This window comes from Actinosynnema sp. NPDC091369, assembly GCF_044757065.1.
GTDB lineage: Bacteria > Actinomycetota > Actinomycetes > Mycobacteriales > Pseudonocardiaceae > Actinosynnema.
Genome location: NZ_JBIVUG010000004.1, coordinates 662,105 through 684,010 on the forward strand (window position 1 = coordinate 662,105; position 21,906 = coordinate 684,010).

14 protein-coding genes are annotated in these 21,906 nt (G+C 73.2%); 9 read left to right on the forward strand and 5 right to left on the reverse strand.

Annotated elements, in window-relative coordinates:
* From ACIQMJ_RS19470 to ACIQMJ_RS19485, 4 genes are all read left to right on the forward strand, one after another.
* Entirely contained in the window at positions 1 to 2,550 is a 2,550-nt protein-coding gene (locus tag ACIQMJ_RS19470) for a hypothetical protein (RefSeq protein ID WP_499762369.1), read from the forward strand.
* 17 nt (positions 2,551 to 2,567) lie between these two features.
* Complete coding sequence (locus ACIQMJ_RS19475) at positions 2,568 to 3,578, forward strand: hypothetical protein (RefSeq protein WP_499762370.1); 1,011 nt, start codon at positions 2,568 to 2,570, stop codon at positions 3,576 to 3,578.
* A complete protein-coding gene (locus tag ACIQMJ_RS19480) occupies positions 3,575 to 5,065 on the forward strand; it encodes a TRAFAC clade GTPase domain-containing protein (RefSeq protein WP_499762371.1) in 1,491 nt (496 codons plus the stop codon). The genes ACIQMJ_RS19475 and ACIQMJ_RS19480 overlap by 4 nt, the downstream gene beginning before the upstream one ends.
* 223 nt (positions 5,066 to 5,288) lie before the next feature.
* Positions 5,289 to 7,484, forward strand: a complete 2,196-nt coding sequence (locus ACIQMJ_RS19485; protein WP_499762372.1) for an ATP-binding protein — start codon at positions 5,289 to 5,291, stop codon at positions 7,482 to 7,484.
* On the opposite strand, the gene ACIQMJ_RS19490 is transcribed toward ACIQMJ_RS19485, so the two are convergent.
* Positions 7,427 to 8,533, reverse strand: coding sequence for a HesA/MoeB/ThiF family protein (locus tag ACIQMJ_RS19490; RefSeq protein ID WP_499762373.1), 1,107 nt, complete (start codon positions 8,531 to 8,533; stop codon positions 7,427 to 7,429). The two genes, ACIQMJ_RS19485 and ACIQMJ_RS19490, sit on opposite strands and share 58 nt — an antisense overlap.
* Before the next feature lie 443 nt (positions 8,534 to 8,976).
* On the opposite strand from ACIQMJ_RS19490, the gene ACIQMJ_RS19495 reads away from it, so the two are divergent.
* Positions 8,977 to 9,813, forward strand: coding sequence for an alpha/beta fold hydrolase (locus ACIQMJ_RS19495; protein ID WP_499762374.1), 837 nt, complete (start codon positions 8,977 to 8,979; stop codon positions 9,811 to 9,813).
* Entirely contained in the window at positions 9,806 to 10,369 is a 564-nt protein-coding gene (locus tag ACIQMJ_RS19500; protein WP_499762375.1) for a TetR/AcrR family transcriptional regulator, read from the forward strand. Before ACIQMJ_RS19495 ends, ACIQMJ_RS19500 begins: the two co-directional genes overlap by 8 nt.
* A 61-nt stretch (positions 10,370 to 10,430) precedes the next feature.
* Here ACIQMJ_RS19500 and ACIQMJ_RS19505 read toward each other — a convergent pair whose 3' ends face one another.
* A complete protein-coding gene (locus ACIQMJ_RS19505) occupies positions 10,431 to 10,721 on the reverse strand; it encodes a DUF4342 domain-containing protein (RefSeq protein WP_499762376.1) in 291 nt (96 codons plus the stop codon).
* 322 nt (positions 10,722 to 11,043) lie between these two features.
* On the opposite strand from ACIQMJ_RS19505, the gene ACIQMJ_RS19510 reads away from it, so the two are divergent.
* On the forward strand, positions 11,044 to 12,282 hold the full coding sequence (locus ACIQMJ_RS19510) for a glycosyltransferase (RefSeq protein ID WP_499762377.1): 1,239 nt from the start codon (positions 11,044 to 11,046) through the stop codon (positions 12,280 to 12,282).
* A gap of 197 nt (positions 12,283 to 12,479) precedes the next feature.
* On the opposite strand, the gene ACIQMJ_RS19515 is transcribed toward ACIQMJ_RS19510, so the two are convergent.
* The 3 genes from ACIQMJ_RS19515 to ACIQMJ_RS19525 all read right to left on the reverse strand — a co-directional run bounded on the left by ACIQMJ_RS19515 (position 12,480) and on the right by ACIQMJ_RS19525 (position 16,881).
* Positions 12,480 to 13,487 (reverse strand): CU044_5270 family protein, encoded by a 1,008-nt coding sequence (locus ACIQMJ_RS19515; protein ID WP_499762378.1) that lies wholly within the window; start codon positions 13,485 to 13,487, stop codon positions 12,480 to 12,482.
* Positions 13,480 to 14,001: an RNA polymerase sigma factor gene (locus tag ACIQMJ_RS19520; RefSeq protein ID WP_499762379.1), complete on the reverse strand. Its 522-nt coding sequence runs from the start codon at positions 13,999 to 14,001 to the stop codon at positions 13,480 to 13,482. The genes ACIQMJ_RS19515 and ACIQMJ_RS19520 overlap by 8 nt, the downstream gene beginning before the upstream one ends.
* 96 nt (positions 14,002 to 14,097) lie before the next feature.
* Positions 14,098 to 16,881, reverse strand: coding sequence for an AfsR/SARP family transcriptional regulator (locus ACIQMJ_RS19525; protein ID WP_499762380.1), 2,784 nt, complete (start codon positions 16,879 to 16,881; stop codon positions 14,098 to 14,100).
* A 118-nt stretch (positions 16,882 to 16,999) separates the two neighbouring features.
* On the opposite strand from ACIQMJ_RS19525, the gene ACIQMJ_RS19530 reads away from it, so the two are divergent.
* On the forward strand, positions 17,000 to 17,494 hold the full coding sequence (locus ACIQMJ_RS19530) for a DUF2690 domain-containing protein (RefSeq protein WP_499762381.1): 495 nt from the start codon (positions 17,000 to 17,002) through the stop codon (positions 17,492 to 17,494).
* Between the two features lie 174 nt (positions 17,495 to 17,668).
* Positions 17,669 to 21,727 (forward strand): golvesin C-terminal-like domain-containing protein, encoded by a 4,059-nt coding sequence (locus tag ACIQMJ_RS19535; protein ID WP_499762382.1) that lies wholly within the window; start codon positions 17,669 to 17,671, stop codon positions 21,725 to 21,727.
* Positions 21,728 to 21,906 lie beyond the last annotated feature (179 nt).

The following is a 21,906-nucleotide window of genomic DNA, read 5'->3' on the forward strand; positions in this document are numbered from 1 at the left end:
ATGGGCGAGACGGACCTCCCCGGACTCCGCGAGGCCGACATCCGCGCCTACCTCGACGACGTCATCACGCCGGTCGAGACGGAGTGGTCGCCCCACCGGAACCTGTTCCGGGTGTACCGGCTGCCCGTCGACTGCACCGCCGACGAGGTCGACTCGGCGCTGACCGCCATCCCCGCGCTGTGGGGCGTGCCCGAGCTGCGTGAGCACACCCGCGCCGTGGAGCGGCTGCGGCGCGGGCACCCGACCGCCGCGCGGGTGCTGGGAGATCCCCGCGAGCGCTCGGTGCACCGGGCCGCCGTGGCGGCGGAACGCACCGCCCTCGCCAAGGTGGTCGACCAGTTCCTGAGGTCCGCGCCGGGCATGCCCGGCGCCGCCGTCGCGGCCCTCGTCCGGCAGTCCGCGGGCCGCTGGAGCCGCCCGGACGTCCTGGCCGCGCTCGAACAGCACCGGGCGGTCGAGCGCGAGCCCGCGAGTCTCGACATCACGCCGGACACGTCCCGGTCGCGCCGGATCGCCGCCGCGCTGGCCGACCTCGGGATCCCCAGCCTGTGGGAGTACCTGGGCAGGAACCTGTCGTCCGCCGGCCCGGACGTCCACGTGGACGCACTCCGGCGCAGGCGCGCACACCTGCGGACCCGACGAGGAGCGGGCGTCGAGGCGGAGCTGACCGTGCTCAAGATCGTCGAGCAAGCGCTGGACGAGCCCGAGGGACTGGGCCCGCTGCTGCGCCACGAGTTCCTCACCGAGCTGTCGGTGGCCGTGCTGCTGGGCTACCAGGAGGTCAGCTTCCTCGCGGCAGCCGACCCGCGGCGGAGCGTCGCCGGCGGTCTCCCCCGCGACCCCGACACGCTCGCCTACGCCGTCTGGTGCCGACGCACGCACCGATCCGACTGGGAGTCCGACTACCGGCAGGCCGTCGCCGACGGCAGGCTACACGCCGCGCTCGCGGTGCTGACGAGCAGGCGGCTGACCGGCGACTGGGAACGCGTGCGGGACGCGCTGGCCGCGACCGCGGACCGGTTGGCCGCCGAGCTCGCCGCTGCCCGCGAACTGGAGGACACCGCACCGGAGGACGCGGCTGCCCGCTACCTGGCGGTGGAACGGGAGCTGACGGACCCCGCGATCAGGTCGGGCCTGCGCCGCTGCCCGGCGAAGGCGCCCGCCGAGGTGTCCGCGCGGGCGCACCACGACGCCGTCGTCATCACGTGGCAGGAGTCGACGTCGACCGCGGGTCGCCTGACCTACCGGGTCAGCCGGGGCGGGACGGTGATCGCCCACGACACCGACGCCCTGGTGCTGTCGGACGTGCCGCCGTACGGCGTGCCGACGTCCTACGCGGTGCAGACCCTGCGGAACGGCGTCCCCGGCGGGATGGCGCACAGCACGGAGGTCGTGCTGGCGCCCGAGGTGCTGGACCTGGCGGTCGAGTCGACGATGCTGTCGGTGCACGGCCGCTGGCGGTTGCCTCCCGGAGCGGTCGGGGCGTCGGTGACCAGGACCGCGCCGTCGGGCGACACCGCGGAGATCACCGCGGTCGACGGGACCGGGTTCGACGACACCGCGGTGGTGCCCGGTGTGGAGTACCGCTACCTGGTGCGCGCCCGCTACCCGGGCCGGGCCGGCAAGCCCGAGGACAGCCCGGGCTTGACGGTCCTCGGCGAGTGCCCGGGGAGCCCGCGCCAGGTCGAGGACCTGCGGGCCGTCCTCTCGGGCGACACCGTCGAGTTGACCTGGAGCAGGCAGAGCGGCGCTCCGCTGGTGGTCCGCGTCCCACCCGACGGGGTCGCGCCCGCGCCGCAGGTCCTCCGCGCCGCCGACGCCGCAATCGCGGGCCGGGTGGTCGCTGTCGGCGACACGGGCCGGGCGTCGGTCCCGCTGGCGGACCTGGCGGGGCAGCGGGTGCTCGTGCCGGTCACGGTGTCCGGCCCGCTCGCGGCCATCGGCCCGGCGACGCGGGTGACTCCCGCGTTGGAGCCGGTCGCCGGCCTGCGGGCCAGGCGGTTCGGCCCGCAGGTGGTGCTGACGTGGCAGTGGCCGGTATGGGCCACCGACGTGCGGGTGGTCTGGCGGGTGGACGGGCCGCCCACCGGGCCGCTCGACCCGCAGGCCACCGCGTTCGAGATCGGCAGGGCCGCGTACGCGGGCCGCGGCGCGCGGATCACCGCGACCCTGCCCGGCGAGCACTGGTTCGGCGTGTCGGTCGTGGACTCCGGCCGGTTCGGGCCGATGGTCACGGTGTGCTCGACCCGGCTGCGCGAGGTGCGCTACAGCGTCCGGCGCGGGGCTTGGTGGCGCCGGGGCGAACTGCTGGTCACCGTGCACGGTCCGGAGCCCGTCCCCGACATCACGGTCGTCGCCAAGTCCGGGTCGCGCCCGCTGGCGCCCGAGGACGGCGTCGAGGTCCTGCGGCTGCCCGCCCACGGCCCGGCCGAGCCCGTGCGGCTCCGGGTGCCGCGCCACCTGCGGCGGCCGGTGTTCCTGCGCGCGTTCTCCCTGGACGAGACCGTCGCGCTCGCCCACCCCGCCCCGCACCTCCTGGTCGTGCCCTGACCCGAGAGGAGACCGCTGTGCGTGCTGCGACCTGGAACGTCCCGACCCGGCGCGTCCCGGCCTGCCCCTACTGCCACACCCGGACGCCGGGCAAGGCGTACCTGAGGCAGTGCGCCTCGCGCTGCGGCGAGGCCGCGACCGACTTCCCCGTCTCCGCCGCGCGCAAAGGCAAGTGCCCGCACGGGCGTGCCCCGATGGCCCGCCGGATCTGCCCGGCGTGCGGGCAGGCCGTGCCGCGCGAGTACGTCGAGGGCCGTCCGAAGGTGGTCGCCGTGGTCGGGGCGCCGGGGTCCGGCAAGAGCACCTGGTTGGCGTCGGTCATCCGGCGTGTCGCGAAAGGACACCTGGACGACCGCTTCCCCGGCATGTCCCTCGACGTGCTCGGTGAGAAGAGCAGGCTGCGGCACGCGCAAGACCGGGTGCTGGTCGCCGAAACCGTCCTGCACCGCACCACCGACCCCGAGCCGCTGCTGGTCAGCCTGCGCGTCCGGCCGCGGGGGCGGCCCGTGGTGATCGCGTTCTACGACGACGCCGACGGGACCCCGGAGAGCCTGGCGCACGCCGACGGTCTCGTCCTGGCCGTCGAACCCGGGGCCGCGCCCGGCGACGCGGGGATCACCCGCCTCGCCGAAGGCGTGCGCGCGGCGCGCGGCCTGCGCCCCGACAACCTGATCAGCGTTCCCCTGGCGGTGGTGCTGACCAAATTGGACACTGTGTGGGACGTGGTCGACCCCTGGTCGCCGCTGCTGCGACCCGCGCCACGGGCCGGCGGCTACGCGGCGTCCGACGGTGTGGACGTCCACCACGAGACCACCGCCTGGCTCGACCGCTGGGACAAGGCGGACCTCCTCCGCGGTGTCGACACCGCCTTCCGCCGCCACCGCTGCTTCGCCGCGACAGCGCTCGGCGACCGAGCGGACGGCAGGCGGGACCCGGTGCCCTACCGGGTGGAGGATCCGCTGCTGTGGCTGCTCGCGGAGTTCGGCGCGCTGCCGGTCGTCCGGGGCTGGAAGAGGACGCTGCCGTGATCGCCCAGCTGTTCCTCTACCTGGTGCTGGGCGCGGTCGTGCTGGTGGTCACCGGGCCGGTCCTCGCCGCCGCGGTCGCGCTCGGCCTGACGTTGGCGGTGGTCGCCGTCGTCCGGGAAGCGCTCGACTGCCTCGCCGTTCGGGCGAGCACCGAGCACCTGGCGCTGGACGCGTTGCCCGATCCCGCCGACCGGCGGTACCTGTCCGGCCCGGCCCTGCGCGACCACCGGCGCCTCGGCGCCGCCTGCTTCGTGGCGCTGCACCAGCGCATGTCGACCCAGCTCGACGAGAGCTTCGCGGGCAACGGGCTGCGCCGGGTGCGCCCCATCCGCGAGTCCCAGGTCATCACGCGCTCGCCCGCGGTGCCGTTCCTCGCGGTCGCCGCGCGCACTGGGCTCGCCATCGGCTACACCACCGCGCTCGTGCTGCTGACCACCACCTGGTTGGTGCAGCTGGTGTTCCTGATGGCTGCGGTGGCGGGTTTCCGACTCCTCGCCGGCGCGTTGTGGGTCTTCGAAGTGCTTTCCCTGACGTTGAGGGGAATCACGACGGAGTGCCCGCGCTGCCACGCCCGGCTCGCCCGCCCGGTGTTCGTCTGCCCCTGCGGTCGCGAGCACCACGCGCTCATCCCGGGCCCGCAGGGCGTGTTCCTCCGCACCTGCCGCTGCGGCCGGAACCTGCCCACACTCCTGCTCACCGGCAAACGCGGTCTCTCCCCGCGCTGCGGCGGCTGCGACGCCTCCCTGCCCTCCGCGACCCAGACGATGCCCACGCGCCACGTCCCGGTGGTCGGCGGCACCGGCGCCGGCAAGTCGGTGTTCCTGCACACCGCGGTCGCCCGCATGAGGTCGGGGCACGACGCCGTCCCCGCGGACCCGTTCACCGACAGCAGGCTGGCCGAAACCGGCGCCCTCCTCGCCGACGGCGTGTTCCCGCCGCGCACGCCGGTGAGCCAGCCGGTCTCGCACACCCTGCAAGTGCGCAACCGGCTCCTGCACCTGTACGACGCGGCAGGCGAGATCGTGCAGGAGGCCGACCGCATCGCCGACTCCGCGTTCCTCGCCCTCAGCGACGGCGTGGTCCTCGTCGTCGACCCGCTCGCCCTCCCCGCCGTCCGCGCCCGCGCCGACCCCGACGTCCTCGCCGCCTCCCGCTCGTCCGGCACCGACCCCAAGACCGTCCTCGACCTGCTCACGGAGACCCTCACCGAGCACCACACCACCACACCGCGCCGCATCGCCGTCGTCGTGACCAAGGGCGACACCCTTCCCGGGTCCATCCACCCCTACGCCACCCATCCCCCGGACCGCCCCGATGCGGTCCGCACGTGGCTCATCGCCCACGGCCACGCCGACCTCGTCCACTCCGCGGAACACCACTTCCCCCAGGTCCACTACTTCGTGGTCACCTACCTCACCACCTCCCCCGACCTCCACGACGACCCGGCCGCTCCCATCCACTGGCTGCTGACAGGAACCACCCCATGACCTCGTCGACCGGACGCGGCCGCCTCGCGGCCCGCGTCCTCCTGCTTGTGTCCGCCGTTGTCGCGATCGGCTTGTTGGCCCTTGCCGGCACGGCCTTCTTCTGACACGTGACCGCCGTCCGAACACCGCCAGGCTCGCCCCACAAGGGCGAGCTCTAACTGTCTGGGTGATGTACCGGTTTAGCGGGCGCCGCTTCACGGAAGTGCGGCCATACTCAGAACCCATGGCCGATGGTGATGTCAGCAATGACATAGGCGGCACGGTCCAGGGTGTGGTGGTGCAGGCGGGCCGGATCGATCAGGTGCTGCTGTCCGCTCCGGAAGCCGTGGTGGTGCCGCGACAACTGCCGGCCGCAGTCCCCGATTTCTGCGGGCGTGGCGCCCAGGTCACCGCTCTCGACGCTCTGCTGGCGGAATCTGAGCGGGATGCCGGTGGCGGGGCGATGGTCGTGGCGTTGGACGGATCGGCGGGAGCGGGGAAGTCGACGTTGGCGGTGTGGTGGGCGCACCGCGTCCAGGACCGCTTCCCGGGTGGCACGTTGTTCGTGAACCTGCGCGGATACGGTCCGAGCAGTCCGCTGCCCCCGCGAGTCGTGCTGACGGACTTCCTCACCGCGCTCGGTGTCGCGGAGCGGCGGATTCCCGAAGGCGTGGAGGCGCAGGGCGCGTTGTTCCGGTCGTTGGTGACGGCCCGACGGGCGCTGGTGGTGTTGGACAACGCCGGGTCCGCCGAGCAGGTGCGCCCGCTGTTGCCCGGTGCGGCGGGGTCGCTGGCGTTGGTGACCAGTCGGGGCGCGCTGTCGGAGTTGCTGGTGTCGGAGGCGGTCCGGCGCGTCGCGGTGGACGTGTTCGACGCGGTGGACGCCGTGCGCCTGGTGAAGGGGGTCGTGGGTGATGTCCGGACCGCCGCGGAGCCCGACGCGGTGGAAGAACTCGTGGACGTGTGCGCGCGGTTGCCGTTGGCGGTGCGGGTGGCGGCGACGCGGGTGGCGTCGCGTCCGTTCCTGTCGGTGGCCGACGTGGTGGAGGAGATCCGGGAGGAACAGCGGGGCCTGATCGGGATGGACGGGCCGTGGCGCGGGTTGGGCGGGGTGCGGGCGGTGTTCGACTGGTCCTACGCCCGGCTCGACCCGGTGCACGCGCGGGTGTTCAGGTTGCTGGGGTTGCACCCGGTGCCGGAGTTCGGAGCGGCTGCCGTCGCCGCCCTGGCCGCGCTCGACACGCGTTCCACGACGCACGTCCTGGAGGAGTTGGCGGAGCAGCACCTGGTCGAACCGGTGGCCCGTCGGCGGTATCGGATGCACGACCTGTTGCACGACTACGCCGCGTACCGCGCCGACCTGGACGAGACACCGCCGGCGCTGGAGGAGGCGGAGGCACGCCTGCTGGGTTGGTACGCCGCGGTGGCGGACTCCGCGGATCGTCTCGTGTACCCGGTGTCGGCCCGAATACCCGTGGACCTTCCCGTCGTGCAGGCGCCGGTGCGCGACCGGGAGGAGGCGTTGGGGTGGTTGCGCTCGGAACGGGCGGTGTTGTCCGCGGTGCAGCGCATTGCTCTGGACCGCGGCGTGTACGCGGTGGCGATCGCGTTGGCGTTGTCATCGCGTCACCTGGGGTTGGGGCCGCGGTCCTGGTGGCCGGAGGAGTTGGAGGCGAAGTCGCGCGGGATCGAGGCGGCTCGGGTGTCGGGGGTCCGGGAGGCCGAGGCGTTCCTCAGGGTCCTGCGTGGGCACAGCCACCGGAGTGCGGGTGACCAGGCGGCGGCGGAGGCCGACTTCCAGGGCGTGGCGGAGTCGGCGGCGCGGTCCGGCGATCAGGTGCTGCGACGGCGGGCGTTGGCGGGCCTGGCGAGCCTGCGCGAGGCACAGGAGCGTTACGACGAAGCGGCGGAGTACCACCTGGCGGTGTGGGAGGCGACCAGGCAGGAGGGCGACTCCGGGGCCGAAGCCATCACATTGGGCAACCTGTGCCTGGTGAACGCGAAGCGGGGGCGGTTCGACGAGGCGTTGGACTACGCGCAACGGGCGTGGGAGTTGCGCAGCCGCACCGGCAACCCGTTGATCACCGCCTACGCCGAGGACGACTTGGCGCTCGCGCGGCAGGGGTTGGGCGAGCACGACACCGCCATCGGGTTGTGGGAGAAGGTCGTGGACGTCTACGCGCGGCACAGCGGCGCGGAATCGCACCTGGCCGCGGCGCTGGAGGCGATGGCCGTCTCGCTGGTCGCCACCGGCCGGGACGACCGGGCCGCGCACGACCTGCGGCGGGCCGCCGCGATCCTGGCGGACCTGGACGACCCGCGCGCCGATCAGGTCCGGCGACGTGCCGAGGACCTAACCCCGGCACGCGCCGACGAGCCCGGTCAGTCGGCGGACCGCCCGCAGGCGGGGCAGTCCGGTTCCGGTTCCGACGATTCGTAGAACGTGCTGTGCTGCAGCGTGATGAGGTTGTACCCGACCTGGCGGTTGGCCGGCAGCCGGGGGATCCCGGTGATCAGGCTCATCACCGCGTGCCCGGCCAGGTGTCCCGCGATCCCGGCTGACACGGCGTTGACGGCGTGGGTGCCGGTCGTCCCGCCCGGGTCCGGCCACGGGGTCGACGGCGGTGCTGCGAGTTGTTCCCGTGCGGCGGCGGTGCGCGCGCAGTCGTAGCAGGGTCCGTTGCCGGGCACGAACAACCCGACGCCCGCCCGTGGACCGTGGTAGCCGCCGTGGACCCACGCGGTGCCGGTGTCGAGGCATGCCCGGTTGGTCCACGACCGGATCTCGTGCGGGGTGTCGGCGGCCATCAGCAGCACGTCGCAGCCCGCCGCCAACCGCCGCAGCACCCTCACGCCGTCGACGGTGGTCCGCTCGCCGGTGACCTCGACCTCGCTGTTGTGCCGGCGCAACAGCTCAACCGCGACGTCGACCTTGGGGCGGCCGAGGTCGTGCTCGGTGTAGAGGACCTGCCGGTTGAGGTTGGACAGCTCCACCAGGTCCGGTTCGACCAGGTGCAACCGCCCCACCCCCGACTGGACCAGCGCGAGGGCCGCGGTGCTGCCGACCCCACCGACACCGACGACCGTGACCCGTGCCTGCCGCAGCGCCAGCTGCGCGTGCCAACCGGTGGTGCGCGGGGCGGTGTCCATCCACCGCCACAACGCCCGACCACGCGCGAACCGCTCCCGCTGTGCTTCGGAGAGCGCCTCCGGTGTGGGTTCGTCGGCGTCCTCCAGGTAGCCCGCGGCGGCCAACGCGTCGATCGCGGTGCGGACCGTGTCGGGCGGCTCGTCGGGGTGGCGGTGGACCAGGTCGGCGACCACCTGGTCCACCGCGCGCGTCCCGTCGAGGAGTGTGAGCAGCGTCCACACCGTGCCGTCCGGGTCCGGGATCGTCGCGGCGATTCCCGGCAGGGAGCCACCGATCTGCACCAGGTCGTCGCCGTGGCGGACGGGCAGGTGCTCGTACTTGATACGTGGGCGGTGCATCACACTTCTCCTTTCCACATCGTATTACGACTCGCACGTCGTCTTCGGGTCGCACGGGATGCGGTCGACCGTGACCGCGGTGAACGTGATGATCATGTCCTCACCCCCTTCCCTGCCGGTCGAGGCGGAACAGGGCGGGGAAGGGCAAGCACGGACGCGGCAGCTGCACCTCGTCCTGCGGTGGGACGTGGGACCTGAACGGGTTCATCCCTGGTCCTCCTCTCCTGTAGCGGCCGGCGGATGACCGGCCGGGAACAGGATGCGGTGCACCCCGGGACAGAACCGGGGACAGCGGGGAGGACAAGCCCGGGACAACGACTCGCCCGAACGGGTGATGTCGTGTCCGCCCCCGGATCAGCGCCGCCGCGGTCACCCGTCGGTTGACAACCACAGCTAATGGCATTAGCTTTTGGGCTACACACATTAGCCCGGAGGCGATGGACATGACGGAGTTCCTGGAGCACGACGGCGGCAGGCTCGCCTACGACGTGATCGGCGAAGGGCCGCTGATCGTGCTGGCCCACGGCATGGGCGACAACCGCGCCGCCTACCGCGAGGTGGCCGTCCGGCTGGCCGGCGCCGGGTACCGCGTCGCCAGCGTGGACCAGCGCGGCCACGGCGAGTCCAGCGCCGGTTGGACCTCCTACACCCGCACCGACTCGGCGGCCGACCTGCTCGCGGTGGTCCGACACCTGGGCGGCCCTGCCGTGCTCGTGGGCCACTCGTTCACCGGCGGCTCCGTCACCATCGCGGCCGCCCGGGAGCCCGAGTCGGTCAGCGCCATCGTGCAGATCAGCCCGTTCACCCGCGCGCAGAAGGTCGACTTCGGCGGCCTGCTCTCCAACCCCCGCTACCGCAAGGGCATGGCGCTGCTCATGGGCGCGGGGGTGTTCCGCAGCGTCGGGCTGTGGAAGCGCTACCTCGACCACGCCTACCCCGGCGCCAAGCCGGCGGGCTTCGCCGAGCACGTCGCCGCGCTCGACGCGGACCTGCGCAGGCCCGGGCGGATGGCGGCGGTGGGCCGCATGGGCATGTCCGCGCCCACCGACGCGGGCGCCCGGCTCGGCGACATCCGGTGCCCCGCGCTGGTCGTCGAGGGCGCGCTGGACCCCGACTGGACCGATGCCCGCGCCGAGGGCGAGGCCATCGTGGCGGCCATGCCGCCGGGGCTGGGTCGGGTCGAGGTGGTCGAAGGGGCCGGCCACTACCCGCACGTGCAGTTCCCGGCCGAGGTGGCCGCGGCGGTGCTGACCTTCCTCGCGGCGGGCACCCGTGGCTAGGGCGGCGCTGTCCGCGGACGCGGTGGTCGACATCGCGCTGCGCCTGGTCGACGAAGAGGGTTCCGCCGCGCTGACCTTGACGGCGGTGGCCTCCCGCGCGGGCGTGGCCACACCGTCGCTCTACAAGCACGTGCGCAACCTGGCCGAGCTGCGCGCGCTCATGTCGGTGCGGATCATGGACGAGCTGGCCGAGCGGATCGGCAAGGCGGTGCTCGGCCGATCCGCAGACGAGGCGATCCGCGCGCTCATGACCACTTGGCGCGGGTACGTCAGGGAGCACCCGCACCGCTACTCCGCGCTCGTCCAGGCACCCGAGCCGATCGTGGCAGAGGCCGGCGGGAGGCTGGTCGACATCATGCTGGCCGCCCTGCGCGCCTACGGCATGCAAGACGCCGAAGCCATCCACGCGACCCGCTGCCTGCGCGCGGCCATGCACGGCTTCGCTGTGCTGGAAGCGGAGAACGCGTTCCAACGACCCGAAAAACTGGACGAGACCTACGACCTGCTGATCCACATGGTGGTCACCGGCCTGCGAACCCCCCTCCCCCGCACGTGAACCTCACGGCCCGGCAGTCGAACCGGATCCGTGTCCGTCCGAGTCGACCGGCGGCTACCGGCTACACCTGCTCGGTGTCGACCCGCGTCACGGGGTGGCTGCCGGGCTGACGACGGTTCTCGAGCTTGATCTCGCACTTGCCCGCCAGCGCCACACCGGCACCGATCGCCGTGACCACCGGAGCGGCCACCGCCGCGACCAGCCCGAGCGCCACCGGAACCTCCAGCACCACGTCGTCCTTGCTGTCACGCACGACCACACGACGGTTGATGCCCTCGCTGACCAGTCCGCGAACGGTGTGGACCACGGCGTCGACAGCGGCACGGGTGGACTCAGGCTTGAACTCGCTCATGGCTCTCCTCGACAGCGGACGATCGTTGATGCCTCCAGCGTGCCTTCAGCCGTGCACCGTGCCATCAGGGTTCTCCCTGAACCTGCCTGATTCACCCCCTGATCCCGCTCACCACCACCTGTCCCTCTCGAAAGTCGTCATGGCGATCCTCACCGCCCCGGTTGTGGCCACCAGGGTCTGTGGCCGTGGCGGAGCTGCCGGCGCCGGGGCGGGTGACGCCGGTCGATGCACAGTGGGACGTCTGCTCGTGTGGGAACCTCGCGGGCTGGTCGACCCCCGGCGCTACCTTTGCGGTCTTGTCGTGGAGTGGAAGGGGGCGCGGATGCGGGTGTCTGTGCTGACCGCCGGTTCCAGAGGGGACGTCGAGCCGTTCCTTGCCCTGGGTAGGCGGTTGCGCGCGGTTGGGCACGGGGTGCGGTTGGTGACGCACCGCGAGTTCGAGCTTGTCGTGCGTGCCGCCGGGCTCGACTTCGCCGAGCTGCCCGGCGACCCCAAGGCCACGCTGGCCGGACCCGAGGGGCAGGCGCTGCTGGCCGCGCGGAACCCGGTCGCGCTGGTCCGGCGGCTGCGCGAGGTGGTCGGCCCGGAGCTGCGTAGGTCGCTGACGGCGGCGGTCGAGGCGTGTCGGGACGCCGACGTCGTCGTCTACTCCACGCTGGTGGCGTTCGGGCCGACCGTGGCCGAGTACCTGGACGTGCCCGTCGTGGCCGCCCACCTGTCCCCGAACACGCCGACCAGGGCGTTCCCGATGACGGCCCTGCCCAAGCCGGTGCCCGCCGTCCTCAACCACGCCACCTGGCGGTTCTCCGAAGCTCTGCTGTGGCGCGCTTTCCGCCCCCTGCTGAACGACCAGCGCGCCGGCCTCGGCCTCCCGCCGCTGCCTCGCCGCACCCCGCCGCCGCACCGCCGAGCGCCCCGCCTGTACGGCTTCAGCCCCGCCGTGGTCCCACCGCCGCGGGACTGGACGCCGACCGACCACGTCACCGGTTACTGGTTCACCGATACCGACACCGCTCTGCCGCCCGCCCTGACCGACTTCCTCGACGCCGGCGAACCCCCGGTGTACCTGGGCTTCGGCAGCATGCCCGACCGAGACCCGTCCGCCGCTACCGACTTGCTGCTCACCGCCGCCCGCCGGGTCGGCAGACGAGCCGTGCTGCTGTCGGGCTGGAGCGGTTTGCACCAAGCCGACACGAGCGACGACGTGCTGGTCGTCGACGACGTCCCGCACCGCGCGCTGTTCCCGCGCTGCGCGGCGGCCGTCCACCACGGCGGCGCGGGCACCACGGCCGCGGCGGTGCTGGCCGGCATCCCGTCGGTGGTCGTGCCGTTCTTCGCCGACCAGTTCTTCTGGGGCCGCCGCGTCACCGAGCTGGGGGTCGGCGCCGCCACCCCGGCCCGGGACCGCGTGACGGCCGACGTCCTCGCCGACGCCTTGCGCGCCGCCCTGTCCCGCGCCCGACCGGCTCGTGCCCTGGGCGACCGCGTGGCGGCCGAGGACGGCACGGGCGCGGCGGTCACCGTGCTGGAGCACCTGGTTGCACCGGCACCGTCAAGGTGATCCCGTCCGGGGACCGATCCCTGCCGCGACGGCGGGCGGGGCGCGCGTGACGCGGTCCAACCAGACCGGCGCAGGCACAACCTCAGCGCGCACGCCGAGACCCACAGCGAGTGTTACCGAGGGGGTGCGGCCACCGGCCGCACCTCCTCGGCGTCCCACCGGATCGCGGACGGTCCGGCCTTCAGGCGGTCCGGACTTCAGGGGCGGACGCCGATCCCGTCGACCACGGCCGTCGTCACCGAAGCGGACTCCACGACCGTCCCGGCCGGCAGGGACCCGTCCGACTCGGTCAGCACGCGGCGGTCGCCGATGAACTCGCCGGTGGCCGGGTCGACGATGACCTCCTGGCGGTCGTCGCCGTCGGTCACGGCCAGCGCGACGCCCCGCCTGCCGTCGAGGTTGGCCGACTGGTCGACCACCTCCAGACCGGGCAGCAGCGCCAGCGCCCGGAACAGCGCGGCCCGCAGCTCGGCGGGCACCTTGCCGCTGCGCAGCAGGTCGGAGGCGAGGACCAGTGCCTCCTGGTGGTCGCTGGACCCGCGCCCCCGACCGTCCGCGAGCAGGCGCTCCAGCAGCGCCTCCGGCGCGCGGGGCAGGCCGGCCATGAACCGGGCGTTGGGCTGCTGCCACGCCCCCGGGTCCTCCTGGCACTGCCGGTCACACCGGCCGCGGACCTCGTCCTGCGACGCGGGCCGCAGGTCCACCCCGGCGTTCCGGGCCTGCTCCTCGGTGCCGACAAGCCAGTCCCGCCGACCGGTGTCCCGGGGACGGACGAGGTACTCCTCGCCCTCGACCGCGGGCAGCCACACCTCCAGGACCTCCTCGCCCAGCCACCGGAAGTCCTGCCCGCCCTGCTGGGCCTGCACCGCGGACCGGCCGCGGCTGATCGCGTACCGGTACTGGCCGGGGCCCAGCACCGGGTCCGTCGTCGTGATCGCGTCCGCCGCCCTGGTCAACGCCTGAGCCGCCTCGGCCGTCGCGGGCGTCGGGCCACCCAGCGCCACCTGCGCCAGCACCCCGCCCGCGGCCAGCGCGGCGACACCCGCGGCGACACCCCACCAGCGCCGCGCCGGCCTGCCCGCCGGCCGTCCGGCCGCGGCGAGCGCCAGCACCTTCTCCCGGTTGGCGGCGAAGCTCTCGTCGGTCATCGGAGCCGTGTCGCCGCGCACGTCCCGCACGACGTGGTCCATCTCGTCCTCACGCATCGCGCGCCTCCTCGGTCCGCAGCTTCGTCCTGGCCCTGTGCAGGCGCGTCCGCACCGTCTGCTCCTTGATCCCGAGCACCTCCGCGATCTCCACCGCGGTCAGCCCGCCCCACGCCACGAGCAGCAGCACGTCGCGCTCCTCGGCGCGCAGCCCCGCGATGGCCTCGGCCATCCGCCGGGCGCGCACGTCCGCGTCCACGCTCTCCGCGACCCGGTGGTCGACTGCGTCCTGAGTGGACCGGCGGCCACCGTCCCGCGCCCAGGCCCGCAGCCGGGTCTCCTCGGAGCGGTGGTGCCGCCGCAGCAGGTTGGTGGCTATCCCGTACAGCCACGCCTTGGGCCCGGCGCGGGTCGGGTCGAACCCCGCCCGCTGCTCCCAGGCGACCAGGAACACGTCGGCCACGAGGTCGTCGGCCACCGCCGTCCCGGCCCGCCGGGCCAGGTAGTGGTGCAGCGGGCGGGCGTGGGCGTCGTACCAGGCGGCCAGCACTTCCGGTCCGTCCAGCCGCTCCACCGGGGGACTCCTCCTGCGCGTCACTGGGACGCTGTCGGTTCGCACGGAACTGATTGCCGCTCGCCGCCGCGAGCGTTCCCGCGGATCCTCCTGGGATCACCCGATCCGCAGGTCCGCGCGGGAACCCAGGGCGTCGAGCTGCTCCTGCACCCGCTGCGCGTCGGTGTCGCGTCCCTGCTGCCGGTACAGCTCGAGCGCCTCGTACCACGCGGCACGCGCCTGGTCGGTCCGGCCGAGGGCGACGTGCGGGTGGCCGACGTGGTCGAGGGTGTCGGCGGCCGAGGCCGTGTTGCCCGTGGCGTTGCGCAGGGCCAGTGCCCGCCGGTAGTGGTCGACGGCCCGCCGGTGGTCGCCGGTGTGGTGGTCGATGTAGCCCAGGCTGTCCAGCACGTCCGCCTCGCCGTTGGGGCTGTCGTGGTCCCGGTACAGGGCCAGGGCGGCCTGGCAGCGGGCGCGGGCGGTGTCGTAGTCGCCCAGGCGGGCGGCGCACCAGCCCACCAGGTTGAGCGCCAGGGCTTCCCACACCGGTTGGTCGAAGGTGCGGTAGAGCACCAGCGCCCGTTCGGCGTGCGTCAGGGCCTGCCGCTCGTCACCGCGCTGGATGAAGGCCCAGGTGAGTTCGTGGTGGGTGTGGCCCTGCTGCTCGGGGTCGCCGTGCCGCTCGGCCAGGCTGAGGGCGTGGCGCAGGTGTTCGGTGGCTTCCTCGTGCCGTCCGAGCCGGGTGTGGGCACGGCCGACGCGCCGGTGCGCGACCATGCGGGTGGTGGGGTCGGCCAGGTGGTCGGCCGCCCGGAGCGCGGCCCGCCAGACGGTCAGCTGGTCGTGGGCGCGTCCGCGCCGCTGGTGGTAGTTGGTCAGGGTCCAGGCCAGCCGCCACACGGTGTCGTACCGGTGGGCGGCGGCAGCGGCCTGTTGGGAGGCCAGCAGGTTCGCGTGTTCGGCGTCCAGCCACGCGACGGCGGCCCCCTCGTCGGCCAGCGGGTGCGGCCGGACGCCCGGCGCCGGCGGGTCCAGGTCGAGCGGCTGGAAGTGGGGCGCCTGGAGGCGTTCGGCGGCGTGGGCGGTGTGCAGGTAGAAGTCCAGCACCCGGGTCAGCGCCTCGTCGGCCCGACCTTCGACGGTCGTGGCGGCGTAGGCGCGGATGAGGTCGTGCATGCGCCACCGGTCCGCGGTGTCCTGGGTGATCAGGGAGGCGCGTTCCAGTTCCCGCAGCACCGCACGGGGCCTGCCGGTCAGGCTCACGGCGGCGGGCAGGCTGATGTCCGGGCCGGGCGCGATGCCGAGCAACCCGAACACGGTGGCCTGCTCGGGGCTGAGCGCGCGGTACGACCACGACAGGACCGCGGGCAGGCTCGCGGCGGGGTCGACGTCGTCCAGCGCGTCGAGGCCGAGGTCGCGCAGCTCCGCGACGAGGGCGGCCAGGGGGAGCCGCGGTCGGGTGGCGGCATGGCCCGCGACGATGCTCAACGCCAGCGGGAAGCCGCCGCAGGACCTGATCAGCCCTTCCACGGCCGCGGGCTCCGCGGTGACGCGGTCGTGGCCGAGCCGGTCGGCGAGCAGGGCGTGGGCTTCGACATCGGTCAGCACGTCGAGCTGCACGTGGTGGGCGCCGTGCGTGGTGATCAGGCCGGGCAGCTGCGTGCGGCTGGTCACCACCACCGTGCACTCACCGCCCGGCAGCAGCGGGGTGACCTGCGCGGTGTCGGCGGCGTTGTCCAGCACCAGGAGCATCCGCTTGTCGGCGACCAGGCTGCGGAACAGAGCGGCTTGGGCGTGGGGTGCGACGGGGACGCGGGCGGGCTCCACGCCCAGGGCGTCGAGGAACCCCCGGATCGCCACCTCGGGCGCCATCGGCGCCGAGTCCGGGCTGAAGCCGCGCAGGTCGACGAACAGCTGCCCGTCGGGGAACCGCTCGGCGTGCCGGTGGGCCCAGTGCAGGGCCAGCCAGGTCTTGCCGATGCCGCCCGGCCCGGCGATGGCCGTGATCGCCACGGTGCCCGCCGTGTCCGCGGTGGCGGGGTGCCGCCGACCGTCCGGTTGCCCCGCGACGGCCGCTCCGCCGACCGCCGCGTCGAGGCGGTCCAGTCCGTCCCGTCGGCCGATGAAGGACGCGGGCGAGGCGGGTAGCTGGCGCGGTGTCACCGCCGGCCCACCGGTCCGCGCGGTGAGCGCCGGGTCGGCGGCCAGGACCTGCCGGTGCAGGTCTTGGAGGGCGGCGCCGGGATCCGCGCCGAGTTCGGCGACCAGGCGGTCGCGGACCTGCCGGTAGTGCGCGAGCGCGTCGGCGGTGCGGCCGGCGCGGTGCAGCGCCAGCATGTACTGGCCGGCCACCCGTTCGTCCAGCGGCCACTCGTCGGCGCGGGTCGCCAGGAGCGACACCAGTCCTTCGCCGTGGCCGAGCCTCAACCGGACGTCGACCAGGTCGCGCTCGGCGTCGAGGCGCTCCTGGTCGAGCCGACCGCGCTCGGCCGCCGCCCAGTCGCCGCGCAGTCCGGTCAACGCCTCGCCGCGCCACAGCGCCAGCGCCTCCCCCAGCAGCCCCGCGGCCGCGGCGTCGTCACCGGCGCGGGCCCGTTCCCGCAGCGCGCGGAACCGGTGGAGGTCGACCGACGACGGGTCCACCTCCAGCACGTAGCCGCCCGGCCGTCGGTGCACCGCGACGAGCACCCGCCGCAGCCGGGACAGGTAGCTCAGCAGCGTGGCCCGCGCGCGCGACGGCGGCGACTCGCCCCAGACCCGTTCGATCAGCCGGTCGACCGACACGACCCGGCCGACGTCCACCGCCAGCGCCGCCAGCACGCACCGCTGCCGGTCCGGCCCCACGTCGAGCGCGTGGCCGTCCACCGAGACGGCCACCTCCCCCAGCAAACCGATATCCACATTCCCTCCCCAGGGCATCGTGAATACCACTCCGACCTGCGGATTTCGGGAAGACGCAGCCCTTTCACACGTTCGGCGGCACACAGTCCCGGTCATCGAAACAACTCTGGAGGACTTCATGCAACGCAGGCTCTTCACCACCGCCGGGGTGGCGATCGCCGCGCTGGCCGCCGTGGTCGGGGCGAGCGCGCCCGTCTCCGCCCAAACGTCCGGAGCACCATCCCGTTCCGCTTCCCCGACCTGCTACGGGGAGACCTGCGAGGGACAGGACCCGATCTCCGCGAACTGCACGAGCGGGTCGGTCTCGCTGGCCAACATCGTCTTGCTCGGGGCGGGGGCCAGGGAGTTCCTCGTCGACCTCCGCTACTCGGCGTCGTGCGGGACGACCTGGACCAGGGTGACCGACATCAACCAGCCGGATTGCTACTACTCCCTGACCGCCTGGCACGAGGGCGTCAACAACAGCACCGGTGCCAGGACGCGCACCGCGTCCGTGAGCAGCGGGGACGCGTGTTCCGCGTCCACCGCGACGATGAGCAAGGCGGGCAAGTCGACCCGGGCGTGCGGGCACAGCAGTTGGGAAGGACTGGATCACTGCACCGCGTGGAAGTAGCGCGTCCTTGGTCCCCGGCGAGTGATCGCCACGTCGCTCTTCCTCCGGCGCTCGACCCGAGCGCCGGAGTTCCCGCGTCCGTGCACCTCGTTGCCCGAGGAGTTGGCTGTGCGAAGACCACTCATCCTGATGTTGTGCCTTCTCTGTTCGTTCTGGCTGATACCGGGTGGCGCGATGGCCGCCCCGCCCGAGGAGGATCTTCCGGCCCCGGCCCCGAAATCCGCGTCACCGGGCAGCGTCCAGTCCGCGGAACGCGCCGCGGTGCTGGGTGGAGGCTGGGACCGGTCCACCGACCGGGCGGTGACCACGACGGGTGACGGCACCGGTTTCCACGTGCTGGTGGCCGAGGCCCGTGACGGGTACCGGTGGCGGACGGCGGCGTCGTTGTCGGAGCCCGGGTTCGACACCGACGCGTGGATCGGCAACGCCTGTGTGACGGCGTCGGGTGACCGCGCGGTCGTGGCCTACGCGCCGCGGACCTTCACCAACGAGGCGGTCCTGAACGACCGCGGCGCGTTCACCGCGATCGTCGACCTGACCGGCGGCCCGGTGCGCAAGCTGCCTGTGCAGACCAGTCTCGCCTACTTCAACCCGGGCTGTGGCCCCACGGAGACCGCGGTGCTCACCCAGGGCGGCGGCGAGGACCTCACCGCGACGCGGCTCCTGCGACTCGACACCGTCACCGGTGAGCTGGCCGAGCCGATCGAGGTGCCCGGCCAGCTGACCTCGGCGGTGCCGACCGCGGAGGGCGTCGTGGCCGCCGATTCCGGTGCGGTGGTGCGCGTGCGCCCCGACGGCACGCGGACGGTGCTGGCGCCGGCGAACGGCGTGCCGTACCGGCTGGCCGCGGACGCCGACGGCGGGGTCGTCTACGCGCAGGTGGAGGGCGAGTCCGCGGCGAGCGTGCGCCGAGTGGACCCGAAGGCGGGCAACAAGGTCACCGAGCTGGCCGCCGGTGGTCGCACGGACGTGAGCGTGCGCTCGGGCCGCGGCGGCCGGGTCTTCGTGACGGGCGCCGGAACGGCCGGCACGGCGACTCCGTCGGTTTCGCTCGTCACCGTGCCCGACGACGTGAAGATGTCGCTGTCCGGCGAACTCGCGGTCACCTCCGTGGTCCGGACCCGGAACCCGGACCCCCGGGCGGCGCCCGCCGACCCCACCGCGCCGCAGCCGGTTGACATCACGGCCACCTCGCTGGCCACGAACAAGACCTTCACCCTGTCGGCGGCCCCTGCGACCGGTGCCGGGAACGGCTCCGCGGCGAGCCCGGCGCTGGGGCAGACCTCGGCCACCGCCGGCAGTCCGAACGACCCGGCCGACGGTGACCAGCGCTACTGCTCAGTGGCCCGCAACGACCCGCGCAACCAGGCGATGCAGCCGAAGCCGCGTCAGGTCGAGTGGGCCGTCGACCAGGCCGTGCGCGGAGTGCTCACCGTCCAGCGGGAGAACAACTGGAAGAACCTCGGCATGCCCGCGTACACGCCCCAGGGCCTGTTCCCGCCGACGGCGCTGGACGGTGGCGGACACGTGCCCGCGCAGGTGCTGCTCGGCATCGCCACGCAGGAGTCGAACACCTGGCAGGCGGCCAAGTTCGCGGTGCCGGGGGTGACGGCGAACCCGTTGATCGGCAACTACTTCGGCATCGACTACTACAACGACGACGAGGGCGACGACTGGACCATCCGGTGGGACAAGGCCGACTGCGGATACGGCGTCATGCAGATCACCGACGGGATGCGCCTGGCAGGCAGGGAACGACCCGGTGAGACCGCGATGCCGTACGACAAGCAACGGGCCATCGCGCTCGACTTCGCCGCCAACATCGCCCGTGGCCTGCGCATGTTGCAGGACAAGTGGAACGAGACCCGCCGCGCCGGGCTGACGATCAACAACGGCGGCGCCGACCGGCTGGAGAACTGGTTCTTCGCGGTGTGGGCGTACAACTCCGGCTTCCACCAGAATCCCGGCACCGGGCAGCCGTGGGGAGTCGGCTGGCTCAACAACCCGGTGAACCCGCGTTACCCGGCCGACCGGGCCCCGTTCATGGAGACCTCGTACGCCGACGCCGCGCACCCGCAGCACTGGCCCTACCCGGAGAAGGTCCTCGGTTTCGCGGGGCACCCGATCGAGCTGATCGAGAGCCCCGGCACGCTGGTCCACGCCTTCCGGCCGGCCTGGTGGCTGACCGACGCCGACCGCTGGGCCGTGAAGCCGCCCACCGCGCAGTTCTGCGACACCAGCAACCAGTGCGTGCCGGGCAAGGAGTTCCCGCCGCAGGCCGACGAGGTGCTCGGTGAGCCCGCCGGGCCCTGCGCGCACAAGAACAGCGCCGGTGAGTACGACCTGAAGTGCTGGTACCACCAGCCGAACACGTGGAAGGCCAACTGCCAGGACAGCTGCGGACGGGAGTTGCTGCGGTTCGACCCGGGCTACGCCTACCAGGAAGACGCCACCAGCTACCCGCCGGTCTGCTCGACGGCCGGGCTGCCGTCGACCGCGCTGGTGGTGGACAACCTGCCGCAGAACGTGCCGTCGATCCGTCCCGGCTGCGTCAAACCACCCAGCTCGGGCACCTTCTCCTTCACCTTCAGGCAAGCCCCGACCGGCAACTACCCCGGCAAGATCGACGTGCACCAGATCGGCGCCGCCTACGGCGGGCACTTCTGGATGAGCAACACGCACAACTCCGACAGCCGTGAAGCGGTCGGTACCTGGACGCTCAGCCAAGCTCGCACCGGCCCGATGAAGATCCTCGCGCACATCCCCGATCCGGGTGCCCGGACCCGGCTCGCCGAGTACCGCGTCAACGCCGAAGGCGGGGAGCGGGGCCGGTTCGTCAACCAGGAGGGCAGCGGGAACCGGTGGGTCACCATCGGCACCTTCATGTTCAACGGCACCCAACCGCGCGTGAGCCTGAGCAACCGCACCGCCGACGGTGACGGCACCACGCGCATCGCCTGGGACGCCCTCGCGTTCGTGCCCGTCACCGGCCAGTACCACGAAGAGGCGGTCGAATCGGTCGCCGTCTACGACGAGGACCAGGACATCGACACCGCCGCGCCCGCCTCCTGGCTGGCCGGGCCGATCGCGAGCAGCGCGACCCTGTACCAGTGGGGCCGGGACTCGGCCGGCAGCGTGCTCTCGGCGAGCAACCTCGGCCCGGCCACCAGGCAGGTGATCAGCGCCTGGAAGCAGCAGGTGGAAGCCGCGGGATCAGACCCGGTCAACCACCCGGACGGCAACAGTGCCGGCACCTGGATCGGGTTCGCCCAGCCCCACACCGACCGGCCGACCGGCAACCAGCGGCCGGCCTGGTTCGACGACGTGGACCGGTTCAAGATCAGGACCAAGGCCACCATCTCGTTCGTGACCGGCGATGACGCGAGGATCATCCCCGGCACCGAGTTCGCCGAGTACGAGCACCGCACCGGCAACTCGCACCTGCCACCGTTCGTGGTCGACCTGTTCGCCGCCCTGGAGACCGACTACGGGATCACCCGGCCGGACCTGAGCTACCGCATGGTCGACCTGAACGTGCACGACGGTGCCTGGCGATCGGCCGACCCGAGCCGCGACGGCAAACTACCGGGACGGGCCTACGCCGAGGGCCGCCGGGCACCGCAGCTCACCGACGCCTCAGGCGCGGCGGCACCCACCAACGCCTCGTGCGTCCGGGCGCAGACCACGGGTGGCGGTTCGACCGGTTACCGGCCGATCCTGAGCCAGTCCGGACCGGTGAACGCGGCCGCGGCCTGGCGCGACCGCGTCGGTGGTGACGGCCGGGTCCCCGCCGGTCTCCAGCAACTGGTGGCCGACGTCTGGGACATGTTCTTCAACGCCGGCGCCGTAGCCGGGGTGAGCGCGTCCGCCTTCAACGACGCACCGCCCATCTGGCAGGAGCTGAACTTCCTGGCCTGCGTGGACGGCACGGTGCGCAAGGTCGACCAGTGGACGCCGATCCTGCGGGCCAGCTGGATGCCGGACAACTACCTCTACCACCGAGGTCTGGCCATCGACCGGAACGGCGCCCGCACCGGGACCTCCCAACCCGTCCTGCGGGGTGACTGGTTCAACTTCACCAAGATCCCCGAGGTGGGTTCGGACACGGCCTACGGACCGTGCCGCGGCATCGGACTGCACGAACGAGCGGGCAATCCGTGGGAGATCAACCCGGTCATCCCGACCGACCCCGGCACCAACCCGCCCTTCCGGAGGTTCTGCTCCAACGCATGAGAACAGTCCGCTTCATGGCGTGGTGCCCCCGTTCGCTCAGCACGTGAGCGAACGGGGGCACCACGCCGGCTGCCTCGATGTTCCCGCAATCTCCGACCGCGGCGAATTCCGCGAACGCGGGCGCCGACGGAATCCGACCAGGTTCTGTAACCGCCCCAACGCCGACCCCGATCACCGGC